Source organism: Maribacter confluentis (assembly GCF_030505015.1).
GTDB classification, from domain to species: domain Bacteria; phylum Bacteroidota; class Bacteroidia; order Flavobacteriales; family Flavobacteriaceae; genus Maribacter; species Maribacter sedimenticola.
Genome location: NZ_JAUKUC010000001.1, coordinates 2,696,141 through 2,721,197, shown reverse-complemented (window position 1 = coordinate 2,721,197; position 25,057 = coordinate 2,696,141). Strand labels below are relative to the sequence as shown.

Here is a 25,057-nt window from a genome sequence, read left to right as displayed (position 1 = left end):
TATTTGCACTCGCTAAACGCCACGGTCTGGTAGTTCAGTTGGTTAGAATACCTGCCTGTCACGCAGGGGGTCGCGGGTTCGAGTCCCGTCCAGACCGCAAAAAGCTCTCAAGAAATTGAGAGCTTTTTTCGTTTATGGGTAGTTGCTTACCATCTGCACTTAAACTAAAGGACCAAACCGTACTTTAAATACAGAAATACGTAATTTCAATTACATCACTTTACATAGCTTTGCACTCAACCAAAACCAATGCTGTGCGTAAAACATTATTTTTATCCCTTTACTTACTTTTTACATTATTTACCTTTTCTCAACAAAAGGAAATTCACTTAATATCATGGAACATTCAGGATTTTGGAAACACAAAAAATAGTGAGGAGTTGGAGCAAATTGCGGAACTGGTTAGAGATGCCGATATCGTAGCCTTACAAGAAGTGGTTTCTGGTTATGGCGGTGCCCAAGCGGTAGCAAAGTTGGCGGACCTGTTGAACCGTAAAGGGGCGCAGTGGGACTATGTCATTAGTAACCCCACTAAAATTCCTAAAAATACTACTGAGCGCTATGCCTTTATCTGGAAAACCAAACATATTAAAATCAAGAACCGAGGAAAACTTATCAAAGAATTGGAAACGACGGTGGACAGGGAACCTTTTTTATTGGACTTTTATGTAGTTGGCCAAAAACTAACCCTTTTAAACTTTCACTCCAGGCCACATCATAAAAACCCTGAAGCCGAGATTATGGCAATGACCCAATATTTATCCATCAATACAGCTTTTAACATGATCATTGCTGGAGATTTCAACGTAAACGAATCACACAAAATTTTCACTGATTTAAAATCCTTAGGTTTTAACCCTGCCGTAACCAATGAAAAGACAACTTTGAAAAGAGTTTGTAATGAGTTTGAATACCGCAATCATCCTATAGATAATATTTTCCATTCCACGAGTCTTGTTAAAACAGAAAGTGGGGTCATTGATTTTGTTCGTACATGTGAAAATTTGGAGCGCGCACGTAAACTTTCTGACCATCTGCCTGTGTACTTGAAGTTTAAAATTGCTCAATAAAATATTCAAATATGATTTAATCGATATGCTACAGTTTCCCTTGCTTGATTAATTTTGCGATAAGATGGTGCGTGTTCTTGGCACCAAATTCATCAAAAAGTTTACTTACTTTTTTGTCTATCGTACTTTCGCTATTGGGTGATATTTGTTGCTGTTTCAATCTGGCTGAAATTTCCCTTTTGGTATAGCCATTTGCCAAATCCTTGAGTATAATAAGGTCATACCTATCCATCTCAAAAACACTGCTGGCCGTATTGAGGTTTAGTTGAGGAGAAACATAGGTTCTATTTTGATAAACTTCCTGTATGGCATAGACCAATTCATTTAAACTATTACGCCCTTTGCAGACATAACCATTTATTTTAAGGTCTTTGAACAACCTATTTATTTCCGCTGGATTATCTATCATGGAATTCACGATTACCTTTATACTTTCGTCCACGGCCCGTACCGCCGCAATTAATTCCATGCCAGATGTTAATCTACGTTCCACATGGCTTTCCTTAAAGGTCAAGTCGGTTATCAGCAATTTAAAGGGTATACCACCATCATAAGCCAATTTAAACCTGTTAAAAGCCTTATCGCAATATAATTCCTCTTGAATATTTTCAATTTCCAATCTAGATTGCAGTGCATTGACAATCCCTTTATTGGTATCTTGAAAATCTTCGGCAATCAGTATTTTATTGAACATCATTACATTGTTTTTAATTCGGTAATACCAGTCGCGCTTCAAAGCCACGCCCTTCTTCAGAATCAAAAATAATAGTTCCATCAATGGCATGAATACGCTTTTCCGTATTCCATAGTCCATTTTTTACATGAAAGGCCTCTTTTGGGGCTCCTACGCCATTGTCCGCATAGTCTATTTGTAATTTTTTGCCCATTTTTTCAAATGAAACGGAAACCAATGTAGCCTTGCTATGCTTGTGCATATTGATCATAAGTTCCTGTAACACTTTATACAGCGTTTTTTTGGAAAGCGTTGAAATTTTGGACCAATCTACCTCATTGCTCCCAGTAATGATCAATTTGGTATTCTTACAGTAATTGCCCATCATTCCAAATAAAACTTCCTTAAAATGAATACCGGTATCCACATCGTTTATTTCCCTAGAAATATCCCTGCTCTGGTTGTACAGGGCATCTACAATATCCATTACTTCATTATGATTATCGGTATCCTGTAATAACAGCATGGCATGATTAAGCTTTCCACCAAACTCATCATGCAGCTTTTTGGACAGCTCGGCCTCCGTTGCATAGGTAGCCTCCAATTTGGCAGTTTTGTTTTCCTGTACCAGTTTTCTGGAGCGCTGCCCATAATAATAGATACCAAAAAGGGCCAATAATAAAATTACACCACCAATAGAGAGTACTACTATTTTTTGTTTTTCCTGTTGTGCGGCACGCAGACGTTGTTCTGCATTCTCCTTTTCCAATCTTAGATTGCTTGCCTGGGTAACCCTATCATCATACTTAAATTTTGCAAATTGGGTTTTAACCTTAAGTTCCTGCTCATATAAACTGTCCTGCAAAAACACATACCGGTTACGTACCTCCAAATTGTTTGGGGCCAAATCCATTATATTGGCCAATGCTTCTTTTTCCGCCCTTGGCGTCTTTAGTTTTTTGGATAATTGTATTACGGAATCAAACAAGGCCCTTGCCCTATTTTTATCAATGCCACTATAAAATTCTCCCAAATGGGTAAAGCTGGCCATTTTGCCCCTATTATCTTTAATTTGGGACCTAATACGCAATGGTTCTAAAAAATGTTGCTCGTTTACCTTACTTCCCATACGCCACTTTGCATATGCCAAATTATCAAGTACCCGTGCGTACACTTCTTTATGCTGTGCAAGGATACTATCTTTGACCAAGGAGTTCAACAATGAAACCGCCTTTTCGTTCTGGTCAGCATCTGTGTATACTACGGCCTTGTTATTTGTAAAAATTAGCTGGTCTATTGTCACGTTACTTACTGAAATGGCCTTTTCATAATAATCAATAGCATCGTTATAATTGAGCAATTTTCTGTGGTTGGTGGCCAATAGGTTATAACAGCTGGCAAGTGTATTGCTATCCATTGTAGGGTTTATGTATTCAATGGCTTCCGTCAAGCTTTCCTTACTGCCAAAAAAATCATTTTTATTTTTTTGAATGATTCCCATATGCAATAGGTTCTTAGCCACCCAAGCACTATCATTTACCTTTTGATAGTAACTTTTAGAACGGTTATAATTGACAAAGGCACTATCTGTAAGATGGGCAATTTGGTCATAATAATAGGCCATTACATAGTATTGGGATCCCAGGATTGCAAAATCTTCTTGCTGTAAGGCATGTGTCAACAGAAGTTCGTGGTAATACTTAAGGCTATCTATTTCTTGTGACATTAAGTGCAGCCTATTCTTTTGATAGAGAATTTTGGAGTAGGATTCAGCCTTATCAATATCAACCAAAGAAAACGCCTTATTGATCTGTTGCATTTGTTCGGTCAACGAAAGTTCTTTGTTCAGGGAAGCCTTGTATAACCTATTTACCTCACTTTGCCAATTATTGGAAAAACCTTCTTCTACAGTAGGTGAACAGGACCAAATACCTAGTAGTATCAAAAGTAAAATTCTTTTCAAATGCAGTGTATTTTAACTAAAAATTGGGCCATACCAATGTAAGGCCCAATTTAATGAATTAATAACGATTACTCATCATTTGCACCTGGCGGTGGCGGTGGTGGCGGTGGCGGTGGATCACCATCATCCCCTTCCGTAGATTGGGTATTGTACAAACCTTCTATTTCCGCAACCGAATCTGTAGTACACGAGTAAAGCAAAAAACTACATACTATGGCCATTAAGGCTATGCTAATTTTTTTCATAATTATTTACATTAAAATTTGACATAGGAATGGCCGTTTGGGGTTATCCCAAATTCATTGATACCAATCCTAAGGGTATAGGAGTACTCCGTGTATTTTGTGGAAAGTGGAAATCAAATACGATAGGACCCGGCTACTTTCCAATTTGACCGAATTATGACCGTATTACGGATTTCCGTAAGAATGACGTTCTAGAAATGCTATGTTAGCAATGCATAGCGGCTATCATTCTTGGGAACAAAGTAAGGGGATGAAGAACTTACGGCTACAGACAAGGCACCGACTTGTTTTCGACATATTATCGACACCATTAGAAACAAGGGTTTATAAGGTGTCTTTTTAAAAATTTCTATTTAAATTCTTTATTATTGGAGCAATGAATGAAAAAATTATTGGGGAAATTGTATACGAGGTGTTCAAAAAAGCCAAAAATGAGCATCCAAAACATTCAAAATTTGCTTTATCGAACCATATAAGCAATGAGACAGACTTAAGTTCCAGAACACTGGAAAGAGCATATGATAGGTACTTGAACAAAAAGACAAAGTATGGAAAACCAAATGCAGATAGCATTGATCTCTTTTGCAAATACCTAGGATATGAAAATTTTAAGGACTATGTACAAATTGTACCTCCACTAGCAAAGGAACTTCCGGTTACCGTACGTAATAAAAGGCGATTTATCATTACCATAAGTATTGCATTTGGCATGGTTCTTTTAATGTTTGGATATCAAAATTGGATAGTGAACCAACGACATATAAAGTCTGTAAGTCCCTCATGCATGACATGGGCAGACTCAGTCTACGTAGCCGTAACCTGTGAGCATGGTCAATTATCTAACTATGGTACACCTATTATCCCATTAGATAAGGTAAAGCTGACCAGCTTTAAAAAAGTAAAGGTTTCCCAATCTTACAATTTCTTTAATGAAAACGATATGCCCTTAATCTGGTACTCAAAAAGAAAAAATGGCGAGATAGAATATTTTACCTCACCAGGCCTGCACCCCGTAACGGGAGAAACGTTGCGTAAAATTACCCCCTATATCATACAGACCTACGTACCCCTTCACGTAGATAAGGCAAGCTCATTTGTTCCATAAACTTATGACGGGACAATCCCTAGGACCGCCACGAAAGAAAATCCGATAGACATACCCAACTATTTTTTGACAAATAAAGCCTTTACCCCATTAAAAATAAGAAGTGCCAAAAACCCTATTAATAAACCAACACCAAACTCCACTATTATACCGGGTATATTGGGCAATAAGTGATGGAAGAAATCTATATTGTGTACAAAAATACCTCCAGACACCAATAATAGTGCTATCGTACCAATTACGGACAAGGCCTTAATAACTTTGGGCAATGCATTGACAAAGAAACGACCTATCTTATCTGATGTACTATTATCTTCCTTGTTTATATTCATCAATCGTATTCCAAACTCATCCATTCTTACGATTAACGCCACTATTCCATAAACACCAACGGTAGCCAATAGGGCCACAAAAGAAACTACCGCTATTTGGGTAACCAGCGGTTCTTGGATAACGGCTCCCAATGCAATAATTACAATTTCTATGGACAGAATAAAATCAGTAACTATAGCAGATTTTATTTTTGTCTTTTCCATTTCCAAAATTTCCGCCTTGGTCATGGTCTTTGTCTCCATTGAGTTGGTGGCATGTTCATGGGGAACGAAAAACTCATATATTTTTTCCGCGCCTTCATAGGCCAAATACACGCCACCAAGAATTAAAATTACGGTAACGGCCCATGGTAAAAATGCACTTAACAAAAACGCAATGGGCAGAATAATAATTTTATTCAATAGCGAGCCTTTGGTAATGGCCCAAAGAACCGGGATTTCCCTACTGGACACGAAACCGGATGCCTTTTCAGCATTTACGGCCAGGTCATCCCCTAAGATGCCCGCCGTTTTTTTGGTAGCGACTTTACTCATTGTCGCAACATCGTCTAGCAGTGCCGCTACATCATCTAAAATTGCAAAAAAACCTGAAGCCATTATTCTTAAATTTTGATCAAAATTAATTTAATGGGTCCAATTAGAAGAATCCTATTGGCACAAATAGTAACTCAAGGTTATTTTGTAGTTTTAAGAAAGTTATAATAAACTCATTATGAAATCTATTAATTGGGGGATTATTGGATGTGGAGATGTTGCAGAAATAAAAAGTGGTCCGGCTTTTCAGCGCATTGAACATTCAAATTTAGTTGTGGTAATGCGACGAGATGAAGCAAAAGCTAAAGATTTTGCCCAAAGGCATAATGTTCCCAACTTTAGCAATGATGCCGATGATATTCTGAACAATGAAAAAATTGATGCCGTGTACATTGCCACACCGCCCTCCACCCATTTGGAATATGCCCTAAAAGCGTTAGATGCCGGCAAACTAGTATACCTGGAAAAACCGATGGCTCTAGATGGTGTTGAGGCAAAACAAATTTGCGATGCTGTTACCAAAAGTAGCGGCAAACTTACCGTTGCGCACTATCGTAGAAAATTGCCTGCATTTTTAAAGGTAAAGGAACTTTTAGACAAAAAAGTCATTGGAAACATCACCCATGTAGACATCCAAATATTACAACCAAAAGTAGCTGATCTGGTTGCAGCCTCACAAGAAAACTGGCGATTAAATCCCGAGGTTTCCGGAGGTGGATATTTCTATGATCTGGCTCCACATCAAATCGATTTAATGATTCATTATTTCGGACCTATTGCAGCGGCTACCGGGTTTACTAAACACCCAAAAAACACTTCTAAAGTTGAAGAAGTTGTAAATGGAATCCTATCTTTTGAAAGTGGGGTTCAATTTAGAGGTGTATGGAATTTTAATGTAGCCGAAAAAAGCAAAAAGGACGAATGCATCATTTATGGCACAGAAGGAACTATCAAATTTTCCTTTTTTGGAAACAGCGTATTCCTTACTACTGAAAATGGAATTAAAACCTTCACTTTTGATAACCCAAAACATGTGCAAGAACCTATGATAAAGGCTGCGGTAGACTATTTTCTTAACAAAGGAGAAAACCCCTGCCCTGCTGAAGATGGTTTATTGGTTATGTATATTTTGGAGAAGTTAAGTGGACGCTGCATTTAATTTTTATCCACAGCGAACAACGCTAACTTGGCATAAAAATCTTGAAATAAAAGTCGATTATCTATAGTATTATAGACCCTTATGTTTCGCCCCTTTAGATTCGTTTCGTAAACCCCAGATTCATTAATTATAGGGGCTTGTTTTACAATATAGCTGCTAGATGAGGGATCTGGCTCAAAAGAGGATTGCAGGGCCGTTAAAAGCACTAGCGGGTTATCACCCATTATATATGTTTCTCCAATATTTACTTTATATTCTTTTAATGTAGTAAATACGGTTCGCATCGTATTGTACAGATAATCGCCCAATTCTCCCTCGCTTTTTACTTTGGTTATTAATTCTGAATATGACATAATAGGCTGTCTATACACATTTCTAGGCACTTGCCATAGCTCTATGTTAGAAGTATTGAAAATGACCTGAGCTGCTTTAATATCAATTCCCAAATTGTATTCTAATGTGGTATAACCTGGTGGTGGTATGGCAATATCCGTATATTCAGGACCACCGATCCAAACTAGGGTAATTTTATCGGCAATTTTCGGCGCTAACAAATAAGCGCTTGCAATATTGGTTAATCCACCACCACACACTACATAAAGGGGCAAATCGGTATCTGTTCGCATAGCCTCTTTAATAATTGCCTGTACGGCATCACTGTCTATCGGTGTATTAACATCTGTCATGCTTTTACTTTTATCAGTGTAGACCGGTATTGAGTTATTCAGCTTTAAAATCTTTAGAATTTCTAACGCCTTCTCTTTCGCATACTCAGAAGTGCCCGGCCCACCAAAACCTCGTTCATATAAATGGGAAGCAACAATACCTCGTATTTCTACCGATGGGGATAATAAATGATGGGCCAACTGAAAAAGCCCATCTGGGTCACCACCCAAATCATTATCGATAATTACCCGCATACGCGGTTTAACCATCGAATTTAATTCTGAAAGTTCCTCTTGAGCCCAACAATTACCAAAGGCTATATTTATAAAAACGAAAAGCATTAAAAATTTTGAACATCTCATAAACACAATTTAATAAATTAACACAATTGACCCCTAATTTCCGGTCTGAATTATTCTGAAATATGAATTTTATAATTGCCCGACACCAATTCTAAAATTAAGTCTTGGCCATCTTCATTTACTAATGTAACCCCTTTGGCCTTTTTAATTTTCTTACCATCTATAGTAATTTGATTTACTGCCTTTGCCCCTAGTTTTAACGTTGCCGAAGTATTTGCAGGAATAACAACTTTATAAATCCATTCTTTATCGCCCCATTGCCATTCACTTGTAATTCGACCATACATACTATCGTAATGCCCTTTTGCAAATTTCATTTCTTTAGTAGGGTCTGGTATAGGTTGTAGCACAAAATGTTTAAATGCAGGATGGTTGGGATCACGTTGAATACCTAAAGAATAATTATACATCCATGCTGCAACGGCGCCAAAAGAGTAATGATTAAAAGAATTCATACTATTATTACCTCCAAATCCATTTTCAACGGTATACGAATTCAATCGCTCCCAAATAGTTGTTGCCCCATTTTTTACGGAATACAACCATGAAGGGTACGAAGTCTGTTGCAATAATTTATAGGCCACCTCATGTTCCCCATTTTCAGAAAGGGCATGGTTAAGGGATGCTGTTCCTATAAAACCGGTCATTAAAGAATATTGAGGTCGCTCGGCACCAAGTTCATCTTTATTAGTACGTTGAATAGTAGTCACTAAATTGGTGATGGCCATTTCTTTATTCTTATTATTTAGCACATTAAAATTTAACGGAATCGCATAGGAAGCTTGGGTATCTACCAAATCTCCTTCTTTTTTCGTCATCTCGGGTGGTAATGGGGGACCAAAACGCATAGATTGATTTCCTAAATGCACTGTTTTTCCGGTAGTTTCATCAAAATAAGTAGCATTTAAGAATTTCTTTCTTTCCTCATACTGATTTTTAAAAATTTCAACATCGGTAGGTTTGTTCAATAGGTGTGCGACTTCGACCATTATTTCCAAATCGCGTAAATGATAGACCGTCCAAAACATGGTGTCTTCATTTTTATATCCTTCTGGGCTCAACCAATCGCCTAATGGCCCTTCGTTTATTACACCTGTTTTGCTATCTATTTTTGAATTCAAAAATTCTACATACCGTTTCATAGCATCATAATGTTGATCAAGTAATACCAAATCTCCATATTGTAGGTATACTTCCCAAGCGACTATAATACCAGCACTTCCCCAGAGCGTTCCTCCAAATCCGCCACCTACCGGAGCAACATCGGTAAAACGTCCGTCTTCTCGCTGTACATCGCGCATTGCCAACATGTGGCGATCCAAAAATGGGGCTACATTGGCCAAATAGGTCGAGGCCTCTGAAAAAACATTGATATCGCCACTCCAACCCATTCGCTCATTTCTAGCCGGTGTATCGGTTGGTATGGAAAGAAAATTACCCCTTAATGACCAAGTTATATTTTCCCATAACTTATTCACCAATTTGTTCGAAGATGCATACTTTGAAGCAATTTCCTTAATAGAACTAACCACTAAACCTTTCACATCGTTCAACGGAAGTGCCTTCTCAATTCCTGTAATTTCTAAATATCTATACCCATGAAAAGTAAACCGAGGTTGAATGGTTTCTTCACCACCTTTTCTTATATAAATGTCCTGTGTAAGTGCTGCTCTAATGTTTTCTAACATGACCATTCCGGTATTTTTCTGGTATTCTGATAAATCGGGGTATTTAACCTCTGCATACCTAAGGGTAATGGTATCACCTGCTTGTCCTGGCGGTAGCTGTATTTTAGGGAACCCTACCATATTCTGATTCATGTCATATACAAAAACTCCAGGTCTTACCTCTTGCACATTTACTGGGGTCAGCTCTTTTACGATACTGGCATTCTCCCCTATCTGAGCAATCAGTTTCAATTCTTTATAATCAAAATCAGCAGATTGATAGGTATTACCCGTTAATGGAACTTCTACAGCCGATTTCCAATTTTCATCATCAAAATCAGCAGTCGACCAACCTTCAATTTCTTCTTCTTTGGTGGCATCATACACTTCACCTTGAAAGAAACTACCGTAACGAATTGGGCCCTCGGTAAATAATTTCCAATCCGTATCTTTTGTTTTTATCACCTGCTCAGTACCATCATTATACGTAATTACAAGTTGCGCCAATAATGATTGACGATCACCGAAATAATTCCAATTCTCACCACTATAGGTAATATTTCCACTCCACCAACCTTCGCCCAATAATGCCCCAAAAACATTATGTTGACCAGCGGTTAGTAAATGGGTTACATCGTAGGTCTGGTACATTTGAGTTTTGTTGTACTGTGTTAGTCCAGGGTTAAAATAATCATCTCCTACCCGCTTGCCATTTATATACAATTCATAAATACCGCGTGCAGAGGCATAAATTCTGGCTTTAGCAATTTGTTTGTCATCAGATATGAATGCAGTACGTAACATGGGTGAAGCATTTTGGCTTGGATCTGCAACAATGAGAACAGGTTGGTCGGTAGCCTTAATTTCATAACCACTATCGGAAACCTTTAAACTTTGGCTTGCTAAGCCCTTTTTAGCAAAAATTCCATCATAAGATTCAGCATCTAATTCTTCATTAAAAAGCACATTAGATGGTTCTCGAAAATTTTTGACCTGTACATTTGAAAAAGTTGCCTTTTGACCAGCCGCTGCATAAAAACCAATATCTGCTACCATTGGAAAACTGATATAATCATTTCCTTTACCCACAGGGTTTAAATTAAAACCAACCTTACCTCTTGGCGGCGGCATAGCATCGTCGTTTCCTGAAATTTTATGCTCTGCTGATGTTCCGTTCATAAAAATCTCGAACAGTCCAAAATTACATTTGGCCAAAAATGTATGTGGATCATACTTATTAGTATTGTTGATTTGACTTGAAGGAATTTCATAAGAACGAAAAGGTTTTTGATCAGTATCGTCAACAGCATACCCAACCCTATACACATTGAATTTACCTAAACCATTGACAGTGCCATCAACATCTGAGATATCCAACTCAAACCGTATATAACTTTCATCTTTTGCGTTCTTTACGCCTTGTATATTCTTATCGCTATTCATTAACCGCGTATCATTGGCCCCAAACACAAAAGATGCTTTCGTACTTTTCGATACTTTATCTAACTGAAGTGAATATGCTAAATTGAACACCGATAAATATTGGGAGTATAGCACTAAATCATCATCTGTACCACCGATCCATTGAGCTCCGTTCCATTGCTTAGAATTTGGGTCGGCATCCATTAAGCCAGTTTCAAACCACGATTTTTTTGCGCTAAGTTTTCTTTCCTCGTCCCAAACTTTCACTTCCCAACTATAACGTGTTTTAGGATTTAAATTCTCTCCATCATACACAACGTTTAAAGAATTTCCATTTTCGACTTTACCAGAATTCCAAACAAGTGTATTGGCTTCATCAAATACGGTAAGTTGATAAGCGGTTTGCGCCTGTCCTTTTTTGTTTGCATCGCTTTCCATTTGCCAACCGAAACGAGGGGCCACAACATCTATTCCTAAAGGAGTCTCCAAATATTCTACGGTAAGTGCAGTCACCGGTGTTTGTGATAGACCCAAATTACATGCTAGTAATAAAACCAATAAGGTGATAACTTTTACCTGGTCTATACTTTCACTTTTCATAACTATACTTTGTTTTGTTTAAATTTATACGGCATTCAACTTTAACCACAATTGGGTCTACTATTTCATTATTTCAATCCTGGCAATAGTGATCTTGGTGCTTTAAATACAGTACCATGCCGTAATCCTACAGGAAATGAAACCTGGTCAGAAATATCTTCCCAGTTTTTTAAATCGCTAGAAGCAACTGCCCCATAGGCATGATTCTTATATTTATCGAAATAAACGATCCATTTACCATCTATACGAATGGCCGTTGGCCCTTCTGCCCAATAGTCTCCACTAATAGGGTTGCTTGCTTGCGAATAAGGTCCTTCCAGATTATCGCTAAACGCCATTTTAATATTTTTTTGCTCTGGCTCAACGGTTTCATCTTTTAGGAACATGATAAATTTATCGTCCCATTTATAAATAGATGAATCAATGACATTGAAGCCTGGCTCATATAACACTTTTGTATCGGTAAAGGTTTTAAAATCTTTGGTAGTGGTATAATACATCCGGTGGTTATACCCATTCTCTTTTTTGCTCTTGGTTTCAGGATATTTACCTTCAATAGTACTCGCCCAATAAATCATATATACGCCTCTTGCATCATCATACGTAATCTCTGGCGCCCAAGTATTTCGGGTACCTGCCATTTTTCCCATTACAGGAATAAACTGCTGAGTTGACCAATTCACCAAATCATTAGACGTGGCATAACCAATGCCTTTATCCGTCCAACTAACGGTCCAGACCATATGATATTTACCATCGCCACCTTTAATGATACAAGGGTCGCGCATTAGCTTATCTTTACCAACACTAGGTGTCAAATAAGATGCTCCGTTGCGAAGACTTTCCCATGAGTACCCATCTTCACTATAGGCAAAATGTAAACCGTCTTCTCCATTGCCTACAAAATAAGAAAAGATGTATACCTCATCTTTCTTTACCAAATCATGCGCTAAAAACCACTGTTTTAAATCGTTTGGCCAGTTTGCATTGGTGCCTGAAACCCCTAGTCCAAAACCATGTCCGCCATTTTCATACATATGTAATTCGGCAGATACCTTATGCTTTTTAAGCGAATCGTAATATTCTAAGCTATTCTCTACCGGTACAGCAGTGTCATCGCTTGCATGCACCAAAAAAGTAGGCGGTGTATTAGATGTTACTTGAAGTGCATTTGAATATTTTTTAAGTAGTTCTTCGGATGGATTATTACCTAATAAACTTCTTTTAGAACCTTCATGGGTAACACCTTCTTTCATTGATATTACCGGATAAACCAATACAGAAAAATCTGGTCGTGCACTGATTGATGCATCGTGCTCATAAACCTTATCATTAAAATGGGTGGATAGTGTACTTGCTAAATGTCCGCCAGCAGAAAAACCTAAAATTCCAATTTTACTGGCATCAATATTATAGCGTTTTGCATTTTTACGGACCATGCGCATTGCTTCTTGTGCATCTTGTAGCGGACCTACAGTTTTGTCGGTCATGGTTTCATCCGTAGGCATTCTATATTTTAGCACAAAGGCAGAAATACCGAGCGTATTTAACCATTTTGCAACTTTATACCCTTCTTTGTTTATCGCCAAATGCGTATACCCACCACCCGGGCAAATTATTACCGCGCTACCATTGGCAATAGAAGCATCGGCCAAAAACGGTGTAAGGGTCGGTTGTGATACTTTAGATACGCCCCGCACAACTTCTAATTCATCATAAGTTGCTGATTCTTCATAGGTATCACTTTGAATACTTCCAGGAACCCCGTCTGGCCATAAGGTAATTTCCTTTTGCTGTGAAAAGCCTAAAGTGGTAAAGCAAACTACTAGTAAAAAACTTTTAAAATTCATGTTTGGTCGGATTTGAATCTGAATTTACTTCATTTTGTAGACTTCACTGCCTGCTAGCAGAAAACATCCTAATCCGTAATCTTCAAAATCAGGTATTTTGGTATAGGAAAGTGGTTGTCCGTCTTTTGGTTCTTTACCCGTAGATTGCACGAAACCTAAAAATCCGTTATCATGCAGACCATCCTTTACCATGGCATTCCATCCCTTTTCAATTACGGGTCTATATTTTTCTCTACTTAAAATGCCATTATTTACACCGTAGGCCATTGCGTAAACAAATAATGCCGTACCGGATAATTCCTTACCACCATAATGTTTTGGGTCGTGCAGACTAACGTTCCAAAAACCATCTTTACGTTGAATGGGAACCAGTGCTTCTGACATGGCTACAAGGTCATCTACATATTGCTGGCGGTGCGGTGCATCTTCTGGAATAATCGTTAACACTTTGGCCAATGCCCCAATTACCCAACCGTTACCACGGCTCCAATAGCAATCTTCTCCATTAGGTTCGGTATAGGGTGGGTCAAAATCAGCATCGCGCCACCAGAGTCCGTCTTTAGGATTATACAACCCATTATCACCATGACTATTTCTGGTAAACATGTACATCTCATACATTTTTTCAAAGTATCGGTCATCATTCTGCAACACGCCTAATTTAGCAAAAACGGGCATTCCCATTTGTATGGCATCTATCCATGACCAATCATCTAATTGTGGCGTGTTCAGCAACATATTTATCGTTGCCTTTGTATTCTTTAATTTCTTTGGGTCAGGCTCCAAATTGTAAAGGTCTATATAAGTTTGGGCAGCGCAGTAATCATCTGCGTTTCTGTTTGCGGTACCATATCTAAAACTCCACTTATGAAACTCCGCCCAGTCATAGGCATAGTTGTAATACTCCTCTTTAGGATAAATTTCATGCAAGGCCATTAACCCCTCGTAATACACCCCACGGGTCCAAATATTACTGGGCCGTTCCTTATTGGTGATTATGGTTTTACCCACATCTTGCCATTTCTCCATAAAATAATTATTGGCAAGTTGCATGTTCTTTAAGACGGAATCCCTGTTTATTTCTTGGGCGTTCAGCATACCCTGAAAAAGGTATACTCCCAAAATAAGTATCAATTTATTGCACTTCATATATTTTGTGTTAGTTTTTGATTAATGGTATAATGGAAACCTCTCCTAGTAATCCTGATGGTGTAGGGCTCCAAATTGTAGCATCAAATTTTTGATAATCTTTATTCACCATATTAATTTCCTTGAAAATCTTCCATTCTTCTCCCCGTAGTTCCTTAGCTCGGATTCTGTTTGCGGGCAAGTTGGTAACTTCTACTCGCAATGTGTTTTTGCCCGATTTTAAATTTGATAACTCCAACTCAAAAGGATTTGCCCAAAGCGTACCTACATACATGTCGTTTAACCAAATTTTAGCACTTTCTCGAACTTCGTTAAAGCGTAGCTTCCAATTTTCTATAGTAGCATCAGGATTTTCAAATGTGGTTTCATATCGTGCCGTTCCTGAAAAATAAGAAGCATCCTCCCCTAATTCCGTCCATGAGTTCAGCTCATTTAAAGTTGCTGATTCAGGTAATGACGGACCGCCTTTTATAAAATCAATCTTCCATTCAGCATTTAATACATGCGATGTTTCTGATTCTTTTAAATACTCCCAAGATTCCTTGCTAGATGATTGGGCGGTTTTTAAAAAGAGTGAACCGCCAGAAGGAATATGTAACTTCACTAAGGTTGTACCATTTTGAATTTCGCTTATTCCCACGCCTTCCTTTTGAGACAATGGGTCATAAAGAATTACTTTTTCAGCTTCTGTTTGTATAGTAAATGTTCCGCTTATAGCATTTGCCGTATGGTTCACCAAATAGTAGATTTTTTCCCCATTGAGGTCTCTGCGGATAAATTTGAGTCCGGTTTCAACAATCGTTTCTGGATACAGGCCCTTATCCCGTAAGGCCTTACCAATTGAATTTTGCGGTTGCAGCACTAATGTATTCTCAGTCTTTAACTGTGACAAGGCGTTATTCTTTTCCATGTATTCAGCAAAGCCAGGCACGGACTCCGGTAGCCCTTGAAAAATTATTTGAGCTCCCTGTTTTTTAAGTTCTACCAGCTTCTTGAATGTAGCCAATGGCATTTTATCGGCATCTGGCACCACCAAACTTTTATAGGCCACCCCTTGGGTTTGCAATGAACCATTTTCATAGGATAGGTCTTCAATGAATCGGTCGGATATAAAGTCGGTCGCATACCCTTGTTGTGCCAAATCTGTTGCAAGACCGTAAAATTTGGTGCCGTGCAGCCATTCATCCAACGAGTGGATTTTAAACTGAAAAAAGCGTTGACCCTTTAAATAATCGTCCCATACATCATGAATAGGCCAATAGAGTAATATTTCATTGTCCGGCTTGCCCGATTGCAACAATTTCTGGCAATTCTCAATATAGGAGAACAATGCCGGGGCATCTTCCCAAATGGTATTGTTTTCATTAAAATTTACCGACGCATAAAACTTCCAACCTGGCCAAACCGCCCTTTTGGGCGAGTAGGTTGAACCATGTAAAAAGATATGGTTAACACCATTCAGCAACAAATCTTCTGCCTCTGGTTTTGTTTGCGAAAGCGCTGTTTTAAAATGATCTCGCAACCATGTAAATGTCTCTGATGACACCAAAGGTTTACCTGCAATGTGGGCGGCAGAAGAAGAAAATTTCAGCATTACCGGATCTGCATCACCTTCCCTAATATCTTCTTTCTCCCTCCTAAAACCTTTTATATCATAGGGCATAGAACCAAAAGTCTCACATTCAGGTATATCTGCCGAAGCATAATAATCAATTAGATTACCCGGTGACCCATGCGCCTGTAATCTAGATGTATACCCATGTTGGTTTGCCCATTCCGTCCAAGGTTCATCAAACTCGGTCAATAACAAATCTGATAAGGTTTCACGGTAGTCACTCTTAATTCTATTCGCCATTTCAGTATCAGAGGTAGCGAATAATTCTTGCAAATGCGGTTTTAAATCATATCCTCTAAGCCGCTCAAATTGTTCAAAAAAATCAGGGGTGAAATCTGTTCCGTAAACCTCATAACTATCATTAAAAATAGCCCTTAACCCTTTACCATTGCTTTTAAGCGCCGCATTAAATCGGGTTACATATTGTTCAAATGCCTTGTTGGAATAATGGTCTACCGTATACCCTTCTCCGCCTGGCGCAGCACGTTTTACCTTTTGCCCTGTTTTACCGGTAAAGACGGTATACAACGTATAATCGGTTTTTTTGGCTTTCCATTTTAAACTATTGTTCTGTAGGTTGGATGTTAAATCAACAACACTACCATCTTTGCCAAAAGCCATAACTACGGCTATTTTGGCACCAAGGGTATCCTTTACATTTTGCGGAGTTAGATTACCTGTAAAGCGTTGCCCTTTCTTTAGTTGAACACTATCTACAACCAATCGTGTTGCTGCATGCTCCAAATCTATTTGCGGTCCGCCGTAGGGCCAACCCGTTCCCAGATTCATATCTACCTGCAGGCCTAAACTATCAGCTGTTTTAATGGTGTAATCCAACAGCGCCAACCACTGTTCAGATAAAAAGGGAACATTATTAGCATCTTCCCCTTCTACCCCATAAATTGGCGTAATTTCTACACCACCCAAGCCTACTTTGGAAAACGAGATCAATGAGGCTTTAATATTCTGTTCATCAACTGCACTACCCATCCACCACCAGCGGGTCCAAGGTTTTGTAGTATTTGTAGGTATTTTACTGTCAATGTTTTCAGTAAACACACGACTTTCCTTTGCATTACTAGGACCATTTTTATGCTGATTTTGCCCATGTAAAACTGCAGTTGCACACAACAACAAACAGCAACAATTACTAACAATTTTCTTAATTCTTATAAGCGAAAATTCCATAGCCCCTAAAATAACATCATTCACAAACATGACCATCCTGTGCTATGCTGTCAATAGTGTTTTTATGAATATTACATGAGGCTGAACAGCATAGTACAGGGTAGTCATTGAAAAAACAACAATTATATTTATCGACACACCACAACATTACCCAATTTTAATTTATTAATTCTTTGTTGTGATCTTCTATATATTGGCACTCATGAAACACCCTATCTTTTTTCTTTTAACCTTTTTAACCATTGTAAATATTTCATGCAAAAAGGAAAAGTATACGCTCTTAAACGAGAAAATACAAGTAGATGCACCGTTTAAAATGCCTCCGATAATAATTCCTGATTTTAAATTGGCCCCTACATTTATCATTACAGATTTTGGTGCTATTACTGATGACAAAGAGAAAAATTCAATTGCTATAGAAAAAGCTATACATGAAGCTAATAAAATTGGTGGCGGCACGGTTATAATACCTGAAGGTGAATGGGTAACCAAAAAGATACATTTTAAAAGCAATGTAAACCTACATCTAAAAAAAGGCGCAATTCTATTATTTTCAGAGAATCCTGAGGACTATCTACCAGCAGTACATACTACTTGGGAAGGAATGGAGTGTTATAATTATTCCCCGCTAATTTATGCCTATAAATGTAAAAATATTGCTATCACCGGAGAAGGCAAGCTAAAAGCCAAAATGGAAATTTGGAAAAAATGGTTTGCTAGGCCAAAGCCACATATGGAGAGTTTAAAAAGACTCTATACAATGGCATCATACAACAAACCGGTTGAAGAACGTCAAATGGTAAATGATTCGGCACACTTTCGCCCGCAATTTATTCAGTTTAACCGTAGCGAGCATATTTTACTAGAAGGTGTATCGATAGAAAATAGTCCATTTTGGACCATACATCCTTACCTATCAAAAGATGTGGTCATTAGAAATGTTAACGTATTTGCCAAGGGACATAATAATGATGGCGTAGACCCCGAAATGAGTCAAAATATTTTAATTGAAAATTGTGTTTTTGACCAAGGTGATGATGCAATTGCAGTAAAATCGGGCAGAAACCAAGATGCCTGGAAACTAAATACACCTTCAAAAAACATCGTAATGCGTAACTGCACCATGATAAATGGTCACCAATTATTAGCAATTGGCAGTGAGCTATCTGGTGGTATTGAAAATGTGTGGGTTGAAAACTGCACAGTAGAGGCCAACGCAAAAATGTTTCATCTAGTTTTTATAAAGACTAATGAGCGAAGAGGTGGTTATGTAAAAAATATTTATGTGGAAAATATTACCTCAAAAACTATAGAGAAAGGGGTATTAGGCATTGAAACCGACGTTTTATACCAATGGCGAGATTTAGTACCTACTATTGAACGTAAACTAACACCTATAGAAAATATCTATTTGACCAAAATTACGACTTCAAAAGCAAGGTACTTATCAAAAATCATAGGGCAAACAGAATTACCTATTAAAAATGTTAATCTAGATAACGTAGTTGTTGATTCAATTTTAGAGCAAAAGCATATTCATGAAAATGTGTTGAATTTTAAAGAGTTGAGCAAATAATTTATGAAAACTTAAATATTTTAAGAATTCGAATAAGGTTCCACAACTATTATAACGAACACTCCCATTAAAAAAATGAACCATGAAAACATATAAATACATCATTCTATTTATTCTTATTTCTTCACTTCAGCTTTACGGACAAGAAATCAAAACCATGGGGAATTATGAAATGGTAGTTATAGAAAAAGAGAATATAATTCAAATAAAGTCGACATCATCTCTACTACAAATAGAGCTTTGTACTCCGTCAATCATACGATTGAGAACAAGCTGGAACGGTAAATTTGAGGAAAACGAACCCTGGATGGTTACCAAATACACCTGGCCAAACGTTGCCTATAGCAAAAAGGAAACTGTAAATGAGATTCGTTTTTCAACAGATAAAATTCAATTGAAAATTAATAAGAACCCCTTTTCAATAGCAATATATGACTACAATGGAAATGCGCTTTTACAGGAAAAAAATACTACTAAAACAGGTAGCACTTATGAATCTAATAAAGAAATTGGTACAACTTTCAACCTACAACCTGATGAGCACTTTTTTGGTTTTGGGGAACGCATGGATTTTCTTGACCGACGCGGTAAAAAACTACGTTTGAATGTAGGCAGAGGTCAAGGGCTTCCGCACATTATTGGGGCATACAATCCGCTTGAAGCAAACTACTCACCAGTACCTTTTTTCATGAGTACTGCAGGCTATGGGGTATTCTTGCATAACGCCCACCCAACCAATTGGGATATGGGGCATAGCTCAAATGATACCTTTTCTTTCAATGCCGAAGGGGGTGAATTGGATTACTATGTAATGTATGGTCCTGATTTTTCAACCTTGCTTGACACCTATACCAACATTACCGGAAAATCTCCTCTATTACCAAAATTCGCCCTAGGTCTACATGTTGGCACCTATAGCGGAGGCACATGGGGACATGAAGCGGAAACCTCAACACAATACGTAATTGATCTTGCCAAAAAATTCAGGTCATTAGGTATTCCTTTAGATGTGCTGCACTTAGATTCCACTTGGAGGTTCTTTGGCGAAAATGGTGGCAAGGGCGCTACTACTTTTGAATGGAGAGAAACCTTTAAAAACCCTAAGGCCATGTTCGATAGTTTATATGCGTTGAACTTAAATGCCGTAGGACTTCATTTACGCCCACGTTTTGACAATGGTAAAACCTATAGATTGCTGGATAAGGCACAAAAAGGTGGATATGTATATCCCGAAGAAAATGGAGAAGGTGAATTTGTCAATTTCTTTGATAAAAAATCAGTGGATTGGTGGTGGAAAGAAGGGGTGAAAAATGTGGCCGACCAAGGTGCCATGTTCTTAAAAACAGATGAAGGCAGTGCCTTTGGACATAAAGCGAATGAAAGTGACAAAGTTGGTCCGCAAGGAGAAGAGATCAAGTCATTACATAACCTTTTTCCGTTGGCATATGCTAAAGCACCTTTTGAGAAATTTCAAGAGTATAATAATATTCGTGGAATGAACCACACACGAGAAGGGTATGCCGGTATACAACGCTATCCCTTTATTTTTGCGGGAGATTGGCCAAGCGAATGGCAATATTTTGAGCCTGTAATCAAAGCAGGATTAAACATAGGATTATCTGGCGTAGGTAATTGGGCACATTGCATGGGAGGATTTGAACATGTTGCCGACCCCGAGCTATACATTCGCTGGACCCAATTTGGATTATTGAGTCCGATTGCGCATTTATTTGGCATGGAGCATCCAAATTATAAAGAGCCTTGGAATTACGGCGAAGAAGCTACTCGAATATTCAAATTCTATGATGAATTTCGTTACCAATTAATTCCGTACTTATACTGCACGGCATACCAAAACTACAATACAGGAAAACCATTAATGCGAGCTTTGGTTATAGACAATCAAGATGACGCCAATACGTATGAAATCACAGACCAGTATCTATTGGGTGAAAGTATGTTGGTATGCCCTGTAGTTGATAAAGGCGCAAAAACCAGAGTTGTTTATCTACCAGAAGGCGAATGGATAAATTATTGGACCAAAGAAGTGTTTCAAGGAAAACAACATATAAGTGTTCTTTGCCCGTTGGACCAAATTCCGATTTTTATAAAAGGAGGAGCCATTATACCCATGCAAGAATCCCAAAACTATATAGGTGAAAAAGAGATTACCAACATAGACCTACACCTATACCCTAAAGGAAAAAGTTCTTTTACATTATATGCAGATGATGGTAAATCATTAAATTATACAAGTGGCGACTTTGCGACTACAATTATAGAGACTGAAGAATCTGAAGAATCTGTACATATTAAAATTCAACAACCAAAAGGTTACTATCTTTCTAGTATTATCACCTATACTTTAGTAGTGCATTTACCCAAAAAACCATCAAGTATCGCCATAAACAATAAAAGCATTGATATTTCTCAATTGAATTATACCAATGGTGTATTACAGATAGCGGTTTCCGCCCATACAGTTCAAGATGTTAAAATTGTAAAATAGCATCCTTTTTTTATGCAATTACTTTTATAGTCATAAATAGGTCAAATACCTGAATTTTTATGTGTTGATCTAAAAGGTCGCTTTAGAAAGAAGATTTCAGAGCCCTTTTACGAATATGACAATACGTAATTGTTTTAATTTTCATTTTTACAATTTTTTCAGGTAAGTACAGGACAGTACACATTATTTTAATATATAACTTCATGATCTTATATTGTACAATCGATTACACAAAATAATCTAACAACCTATGAAAAACTTAAATCGACTCAAATTCAAAAAAACATTATTCTTATGTTTTTTCTTAATCTCGTTGGGTATAAGTGCCCAAGAAAAAACAATATCGGGCGTAATTACCGATAATTCCGGTATTCCACTACCAGGTGTAAATATTGTTATAAAAGGGACCAATACAGGTACCAGTGCAAATTTTGACGGAGAATATTCCATTGACGCATCGGCAGGCCAAACATTGGTGTTCAGCTCTATTGGATATAAGCCCATGGAACTTTTAATAGGTACAAATTCTACTTATAACATTTCTATGGAAGAAGATAGTGCCCTTCTGGACGAGGTTGTCGTTGTAGGGTATGGAACCACTAAAAAATCAGATGTTACGGGATCAATAGTTAGTGTATCCTCTGAAGATATTAATTCAAGGCCTGTAAACAATGCCATAGAGGCTATGCAGGGAAAGGCCGCAGGTGTTGATATTTCATCCAATGAACGACCAGGTAGTATAGGAAGTATTACCATTAGGGGACAACGATCGCTTTCCGCATCTAACGCTCCTCTTTATGTATTGGACGGTATTCCGCTTATATCCGGTGGAATAGATAATATAAATCCTACGGATATTGAATCTATAGATATTTTAAAAGATGCATCCGCAACGGCCATTTATGGTTCACGTGGTGCAAACGGTGTTGTAATCGTAACTACTAAAAGAGGAAAATCAGGCCGGTTTACCTTGAGCTATAATACGGCAATAACAACCCAGACCCTAAACGAAGCAGCAACACAGTTTAACGCTGGTGAATTTGTGGAATATAGAAGATGGGCCAAATATTATGAAAACCCTGACACTTTCCCTAGAGGGGACCAACCCACTATTGCAAATGACGAGGCCATTTTTTCTGGGGATGATACGGCATTCAACAATATTTTAAGAGGCTGGGAAGGTGGCACCTGGGACGGTACTAAATTAATCACGACAGATTTTACCGATTTTGTAACCCGAACAGGGTTTACAAATCAACATACCCTAAGTGCCAGTGGCGGTTCTGAAAAAATGAAGGCATACGGTTCGTTTGGGTATATCAATAACACCGGTAGTGTAGTGGGCCAAAGTTACGAGCGTTACAATGCCAATGTTAGCGTTGAGTTGACACCTACGGATTGGTTTACATTTGGAGGAAATATAAATACCTCCTACAGTACGCAGGAATATGGACAATCTACTTCAGGTAACGTAGGTGTATCGGCCCAGAGCGGGCTTTACCAAAGTGCAAGGTCTATTTTTCAATATACGCTCCCTTATGATAGTGAAGGCAATAGAATTGAATTCCCAGGTGGGGACATTGCGGTAAAGACCATTATTAATGAGGTAGATTATTCACAGGATCAACGGGTAACCTTAAGGGCCTTTGCAAGCTTTTATGCCCAATTGGATTTTGGAGCATTTGGTTCTGCCTGGGAAGGACTTAAATTCAGGACAAACTTTGGTCCGGACATAGAAACGTATAGAAATGGCAGCTATCTAGATGGTCAATCGGTCATAAGAACAGGGTCCAGTTATGCCGCTTTACGTAAGAGACAACGATTATCCTATACCTTGGACAACCTTTTGCTCTATAACAGGACATTTGGAAAACATGACCTTGGTGCAACACTTTTACAAAGTCAGACCCAATTCATTGAAGAGTCCAATTTTATGGCAGCGGACAATATCCCTTTTGCGAGTCAAAAATGGAACGCTCTTAGTGCCGATAACGTTGCACTCTCAAGTTATGATTCTGATTTAACCGAAAGGCAATTGCTGTCATATATGGCCCGTTTAAACTATGGTTTCGATAATAAATATTTACTGACCGTATCTGGAAGGTATGACGGTGCTTCTCAGTTGGCCGAAGGAAACAAAGGTGCTTTCTTCCCAAGTGCTGCCTTAGGTTGGAGTATAGATCAGGAAAAATTTCTTGCCGACTCTAACTGGATCGATCAGCTAAAACTTAGGGCAGGTGTAGGTGTTACGGGTAATGCCGCTATAGACGCATACTCCACAAAAGGAGGACTACTTCCCCTATTCTATCCTGTAGGATCAACAGCTGTTTCTGGCGTACAATTAGATGAAACACTTGCCAATCAAGAATTAGGCTGGGAAAAAACCACACAATACAATTATGGATTGGACTTTTCCTTTTTTACAGGCAGAGTATCTGGAAGCATGGATTACTATACCTCCAATACTACGGACCTATTGCTTAGAAAATCAATTCCATCAATTACTGGGTATATCAATACATTTGCCAATGTTGGGGAAACAAAAAGCAACGGTATAGATTTGACCCTGAACACGGTAAATGTTAGAACAGAGGATTTTCAATGGTCTACGGATATCAGTGCATCTTGGCAGGAAAATGAAATTGTTGAACTGGCCAACGGCAAGGAAGACGACATCAATAATAATTGGTTTATTGGAGAATCATTGGGCGTAATCTATGGTTATGCATCTAATGGGATCTGGCAAGAATCAGATGCTGCGGAAATTGCATTGTTCAATGCAAACGGACATACCTTTTCACCTGGTAATGCCCGTCCGGTAGATCAAAATGGCGATTATGTAATTGATGCAAACAATGATAGGGTAATCATAGGCAATACTATTCCAAAATATATATTAGGCCTTACAAATACCTTTAAATATAAAGACCTAGAGCTTTCGTTCTTCCTATTTGGACGTTTTGGTTATACCTATAATACTGGTGGTGAAGGTTTGGTAGGTAGATATAATTCTAGAAAAGTAGATTATTACACACCTAACAATACAGATTCTGAATATCAGAAACCAATCTATTCAGCAGGTTTTGGGGACACTTATTTTGGCACGTTAGGTTATAGAAGCGGTTCTTTTATTAAAGTAAGAAACGTATCCTTAGGATATAATTTACCACAAAAAATTACGAGTGATATTGGACTATCCAAACTACGTTTTTATGTACAGGCCCAAAATCCAGGTTTTATTTTCTCAAAAGTTGATTGGATCGATCTAGATGTTACAAGACCGGACAATAATGCTGCAGGTTATTCATTGGGTAACTCTGCATCCAATAGAGGTTTCACCGTAGGGATGAATATAGAATTTTAAAAATTCAG

Annotated in this window: 15 protein-coding genes and 1 tRNA gene; 7 read left to right on the top strand and 9 right to left on the bottom strand. The window is 38.1% G+C overall.

Features of this window, described 5'->3' with window-relative positions; all coding sequences use genetic code 11:
* Positions 1-23 precede the first annotated feature (23 nt).
* Positions 24-97 (top strand) — tRNA-Asp (locus Q2T41_RS11780).
* Between the two features lie 157 nt (positions 98-254).
* Complete coding sequence (locus Q2T41_RS11775; RefSeq protein WP_304436258.1) at positions 255-1,070, top strand: endonuclease/exonuclease/phosphatase family protein; 816 nt, start codon at positions 255-257, stop codon at positions 1,068-1,070.
* A 28-nt stretch (positions 1,071-1,098) separates the two neighbouring features.
* On the opposite strand, the gene Q2T41_RS11770 is transcribed toward Q2T41_RS11775, so the two are convergent.
* The 3 genes from Q2T41_RS11770 to Q2T41_RS11760 form a co-directional block, all read right to left on the bottom strand.
* Complete coding sequence (locus Q2T41_RS11770; protein ID WP_304436257.1) at positions 1,099-1,830, bottom strand: DNA-binding response regulator; 732 nt, start codon at positions 1,828-1,830, stop codon at positions 1,099-1,101.
* Entirely contained in the window at positions 1,778-3,706 is a 1,929-nt protein-coding gene (locus Q2T41_RS11765; protein ID WP_304436256.1) for a tetratricopeptide repeat-containing sensor histidine kinase, read from the bottom strand. Before Q2T41_RS11765 ends, Q2T41_RS11770 begins: the two co-directional genes overlap by 53 nt.
* 68 nt (positions 3,707-3,774) lie before the next feature.
* Entirely contained in the window at positions 3,775-3,951 is a 177-nt protein-coding gene (locus tag Q2T41_RS11760; RefSeq protein ID WP_304436255.1) for a hypothetical protein, read from the bottom strand.
* 376 nt (positions 3,952-4,327) lie between these two features.
* Between Q2T41_RS11760 and Q2T41_RS11755 the strand changes: the two genes are divergently transcribed.
* Entirely contained in the window at positions 4,328-5,056 is a 729-nt protein-coding gene (locus Q2T41_RS11755) for a hypothetical protein (protein ID WP_304436254.1), read from the top strand.
* Positions 5,057-5,115: 59 nt separating this feature from the next.
* Here Q2T41_RS11755 and Q2T41_RS11750 read toward each other — a convergent pair whose 3' ends face one another.
* Complete coding sequence (locus Q2T41_RS11750) at positions 5,116-5,985, bottom strand: DUF808 domain-containing protein (RefSeq protein WP_304436253.1); 870 nt, start codon at positions 5,983-5,985, stop codon at positions 5,116-5,118.
* Positions 5,986-6,100: 115 nt separating this feature from the next.
* Here Q2T41_RS11750 and Q2T41_RS11745 point away from each other — a divergent pair, with 115 nt between their 5' ends.
* On the top strand, positions 6,101-7,081 hold the full coding sequence (locus tag Q2T41_RS11745; RefSeq protein WP_304436252.1) for a Gfo/Idh/MocA family protein: 981 nt from the start codon (positions 6,101-6,103) through the stop codon (positions 7,079-7,081).
* On the opposite strand, the gene Q2T41_RS11740 is transcribed toward Q2T41_RS11745, so the two are convergent.
* The 5 genes from Q2T41_RS11740 to Q2T41_RS11720 all read right to left on the bottom strand — a co-directional run bounded on the left by Q2T41_RS11740 (position 7,078) and on the right by Q2T41_RS11720 (position 17,630).
* Entirely contained in the window at positions 7,078-8,109 is a 1,032-nt protein-coding gene (locus tag Q2T41_RS11740; protein ID WP_304436251.1) for a nucleoside hydrolase, read from the bottom strand. The genes Q2T41_RS11745 and Q2T41_RS11740 overlap by 4 nt on opposite strands.
* 50 nt (positions 8,110-8,159) lie before the next feature.
* On the bottom strand, positions 8,160-11,798 hold the full coding sequence (locus Q2T41_RS11735) for a family 78 glycoside hydrolase catalytic domain (protein WP_304436250.1): 3,639 nt from the start codon (positions 11,796-11,798) through the stop codon (positions 8,160-8,162).
* A gap of 68 nt (positions 11,799-11,866) precedes the next feature.
* The gene (locus Q2T41_RS11730) at positions 11,867-13,648 is read right to left on the bottom strand and encodes a prolyl oligopeptidase family serine peptidase (RefSeq protein ID WP_304436249.1); all 1,782 of its coding nucleotides are present in this window, start codon (positions 13,646-13,648) and stop codon (positions 11,867-11,869) included.
* A 24-nt stretch (positions 13,649-13,672) separates the two neighbouring features.
* Entirely contained in the window at positions 13,673-14,797 is a 1,125-nt protein-coding gene (locus Q2T41_RS11725) for a glycoside hydrolase family 88/105 protein (RefSeq protein WP_304436248.1), read from the bottom strand.
* A gap of 10 nt (positions 14,798-14,807) precedes the next feature.
* Positions 14,808-17,630 carry a glycosyl hydrolase gene (locus tag Q2T41_RS11720; RefSeq protein ID WP_304436247.1) on the bottom strand — a complete coding sequence of 941 codons (2,823 nt, stop codon included), beginning with the start codon at positions 17,628-17,630 and terminating at the stop codon, positions 14,808-14,810.
* A 172-nt stretch (positions 17,631-17,802) separates the two neighbouring features.
* On the opposite strand from Q2T41_RS11720, the gene Q2T41_RS11715 reads away from it, so the two are divergent.
* From Q2T41_RS11715 to Q2T41_RS11705, 3 genes are all read left to right on the top strand, one after another.
* Positions 17,803-19,176 carry a glycoside hydrolase family 28 protein gene (locus Q2T41_RS11715; RefSeq protein WP_304436246.1) on the top strand — a complete coding sequence of 458 codons (1,374 nt, stop codon included), beginning with the start codon at positions 17,803-17,805 and terminating at the stop codon, positions 19,174-19,176.
* An 82-nt stretch (positions 19,177-19,258) separates the two neighbouring features.
* The gene (locus Q2T41_RS11710) at positions 19,259-21,685 is read left to right on the top strand and encodes a glycoside hydrolase family 31 protein (RefSeq protein ID WP_304436245.1); all 2,427 of its coding nucleotides are present in this window, start codon (positions 19,259-19,261) and stop codon (positions 21,683-21,685) included.
* A 250-nt stretch (positions 21,686-21,935) separates the two neighbouring features.
* Positions 21,936-25,049, top strand: a complete 3,114-nt coding sequence (locus tag Q2T41_RS11705; RefSeq protein WP_304436244.1) for a SusC/RagA family TonB-linked outer membrane protein — start codon at positions 21,936-21,938, stop codon at positions 25,047-25,049.
* Positions 25,050-25,057 lie beyond the last annotated feature (8 nt).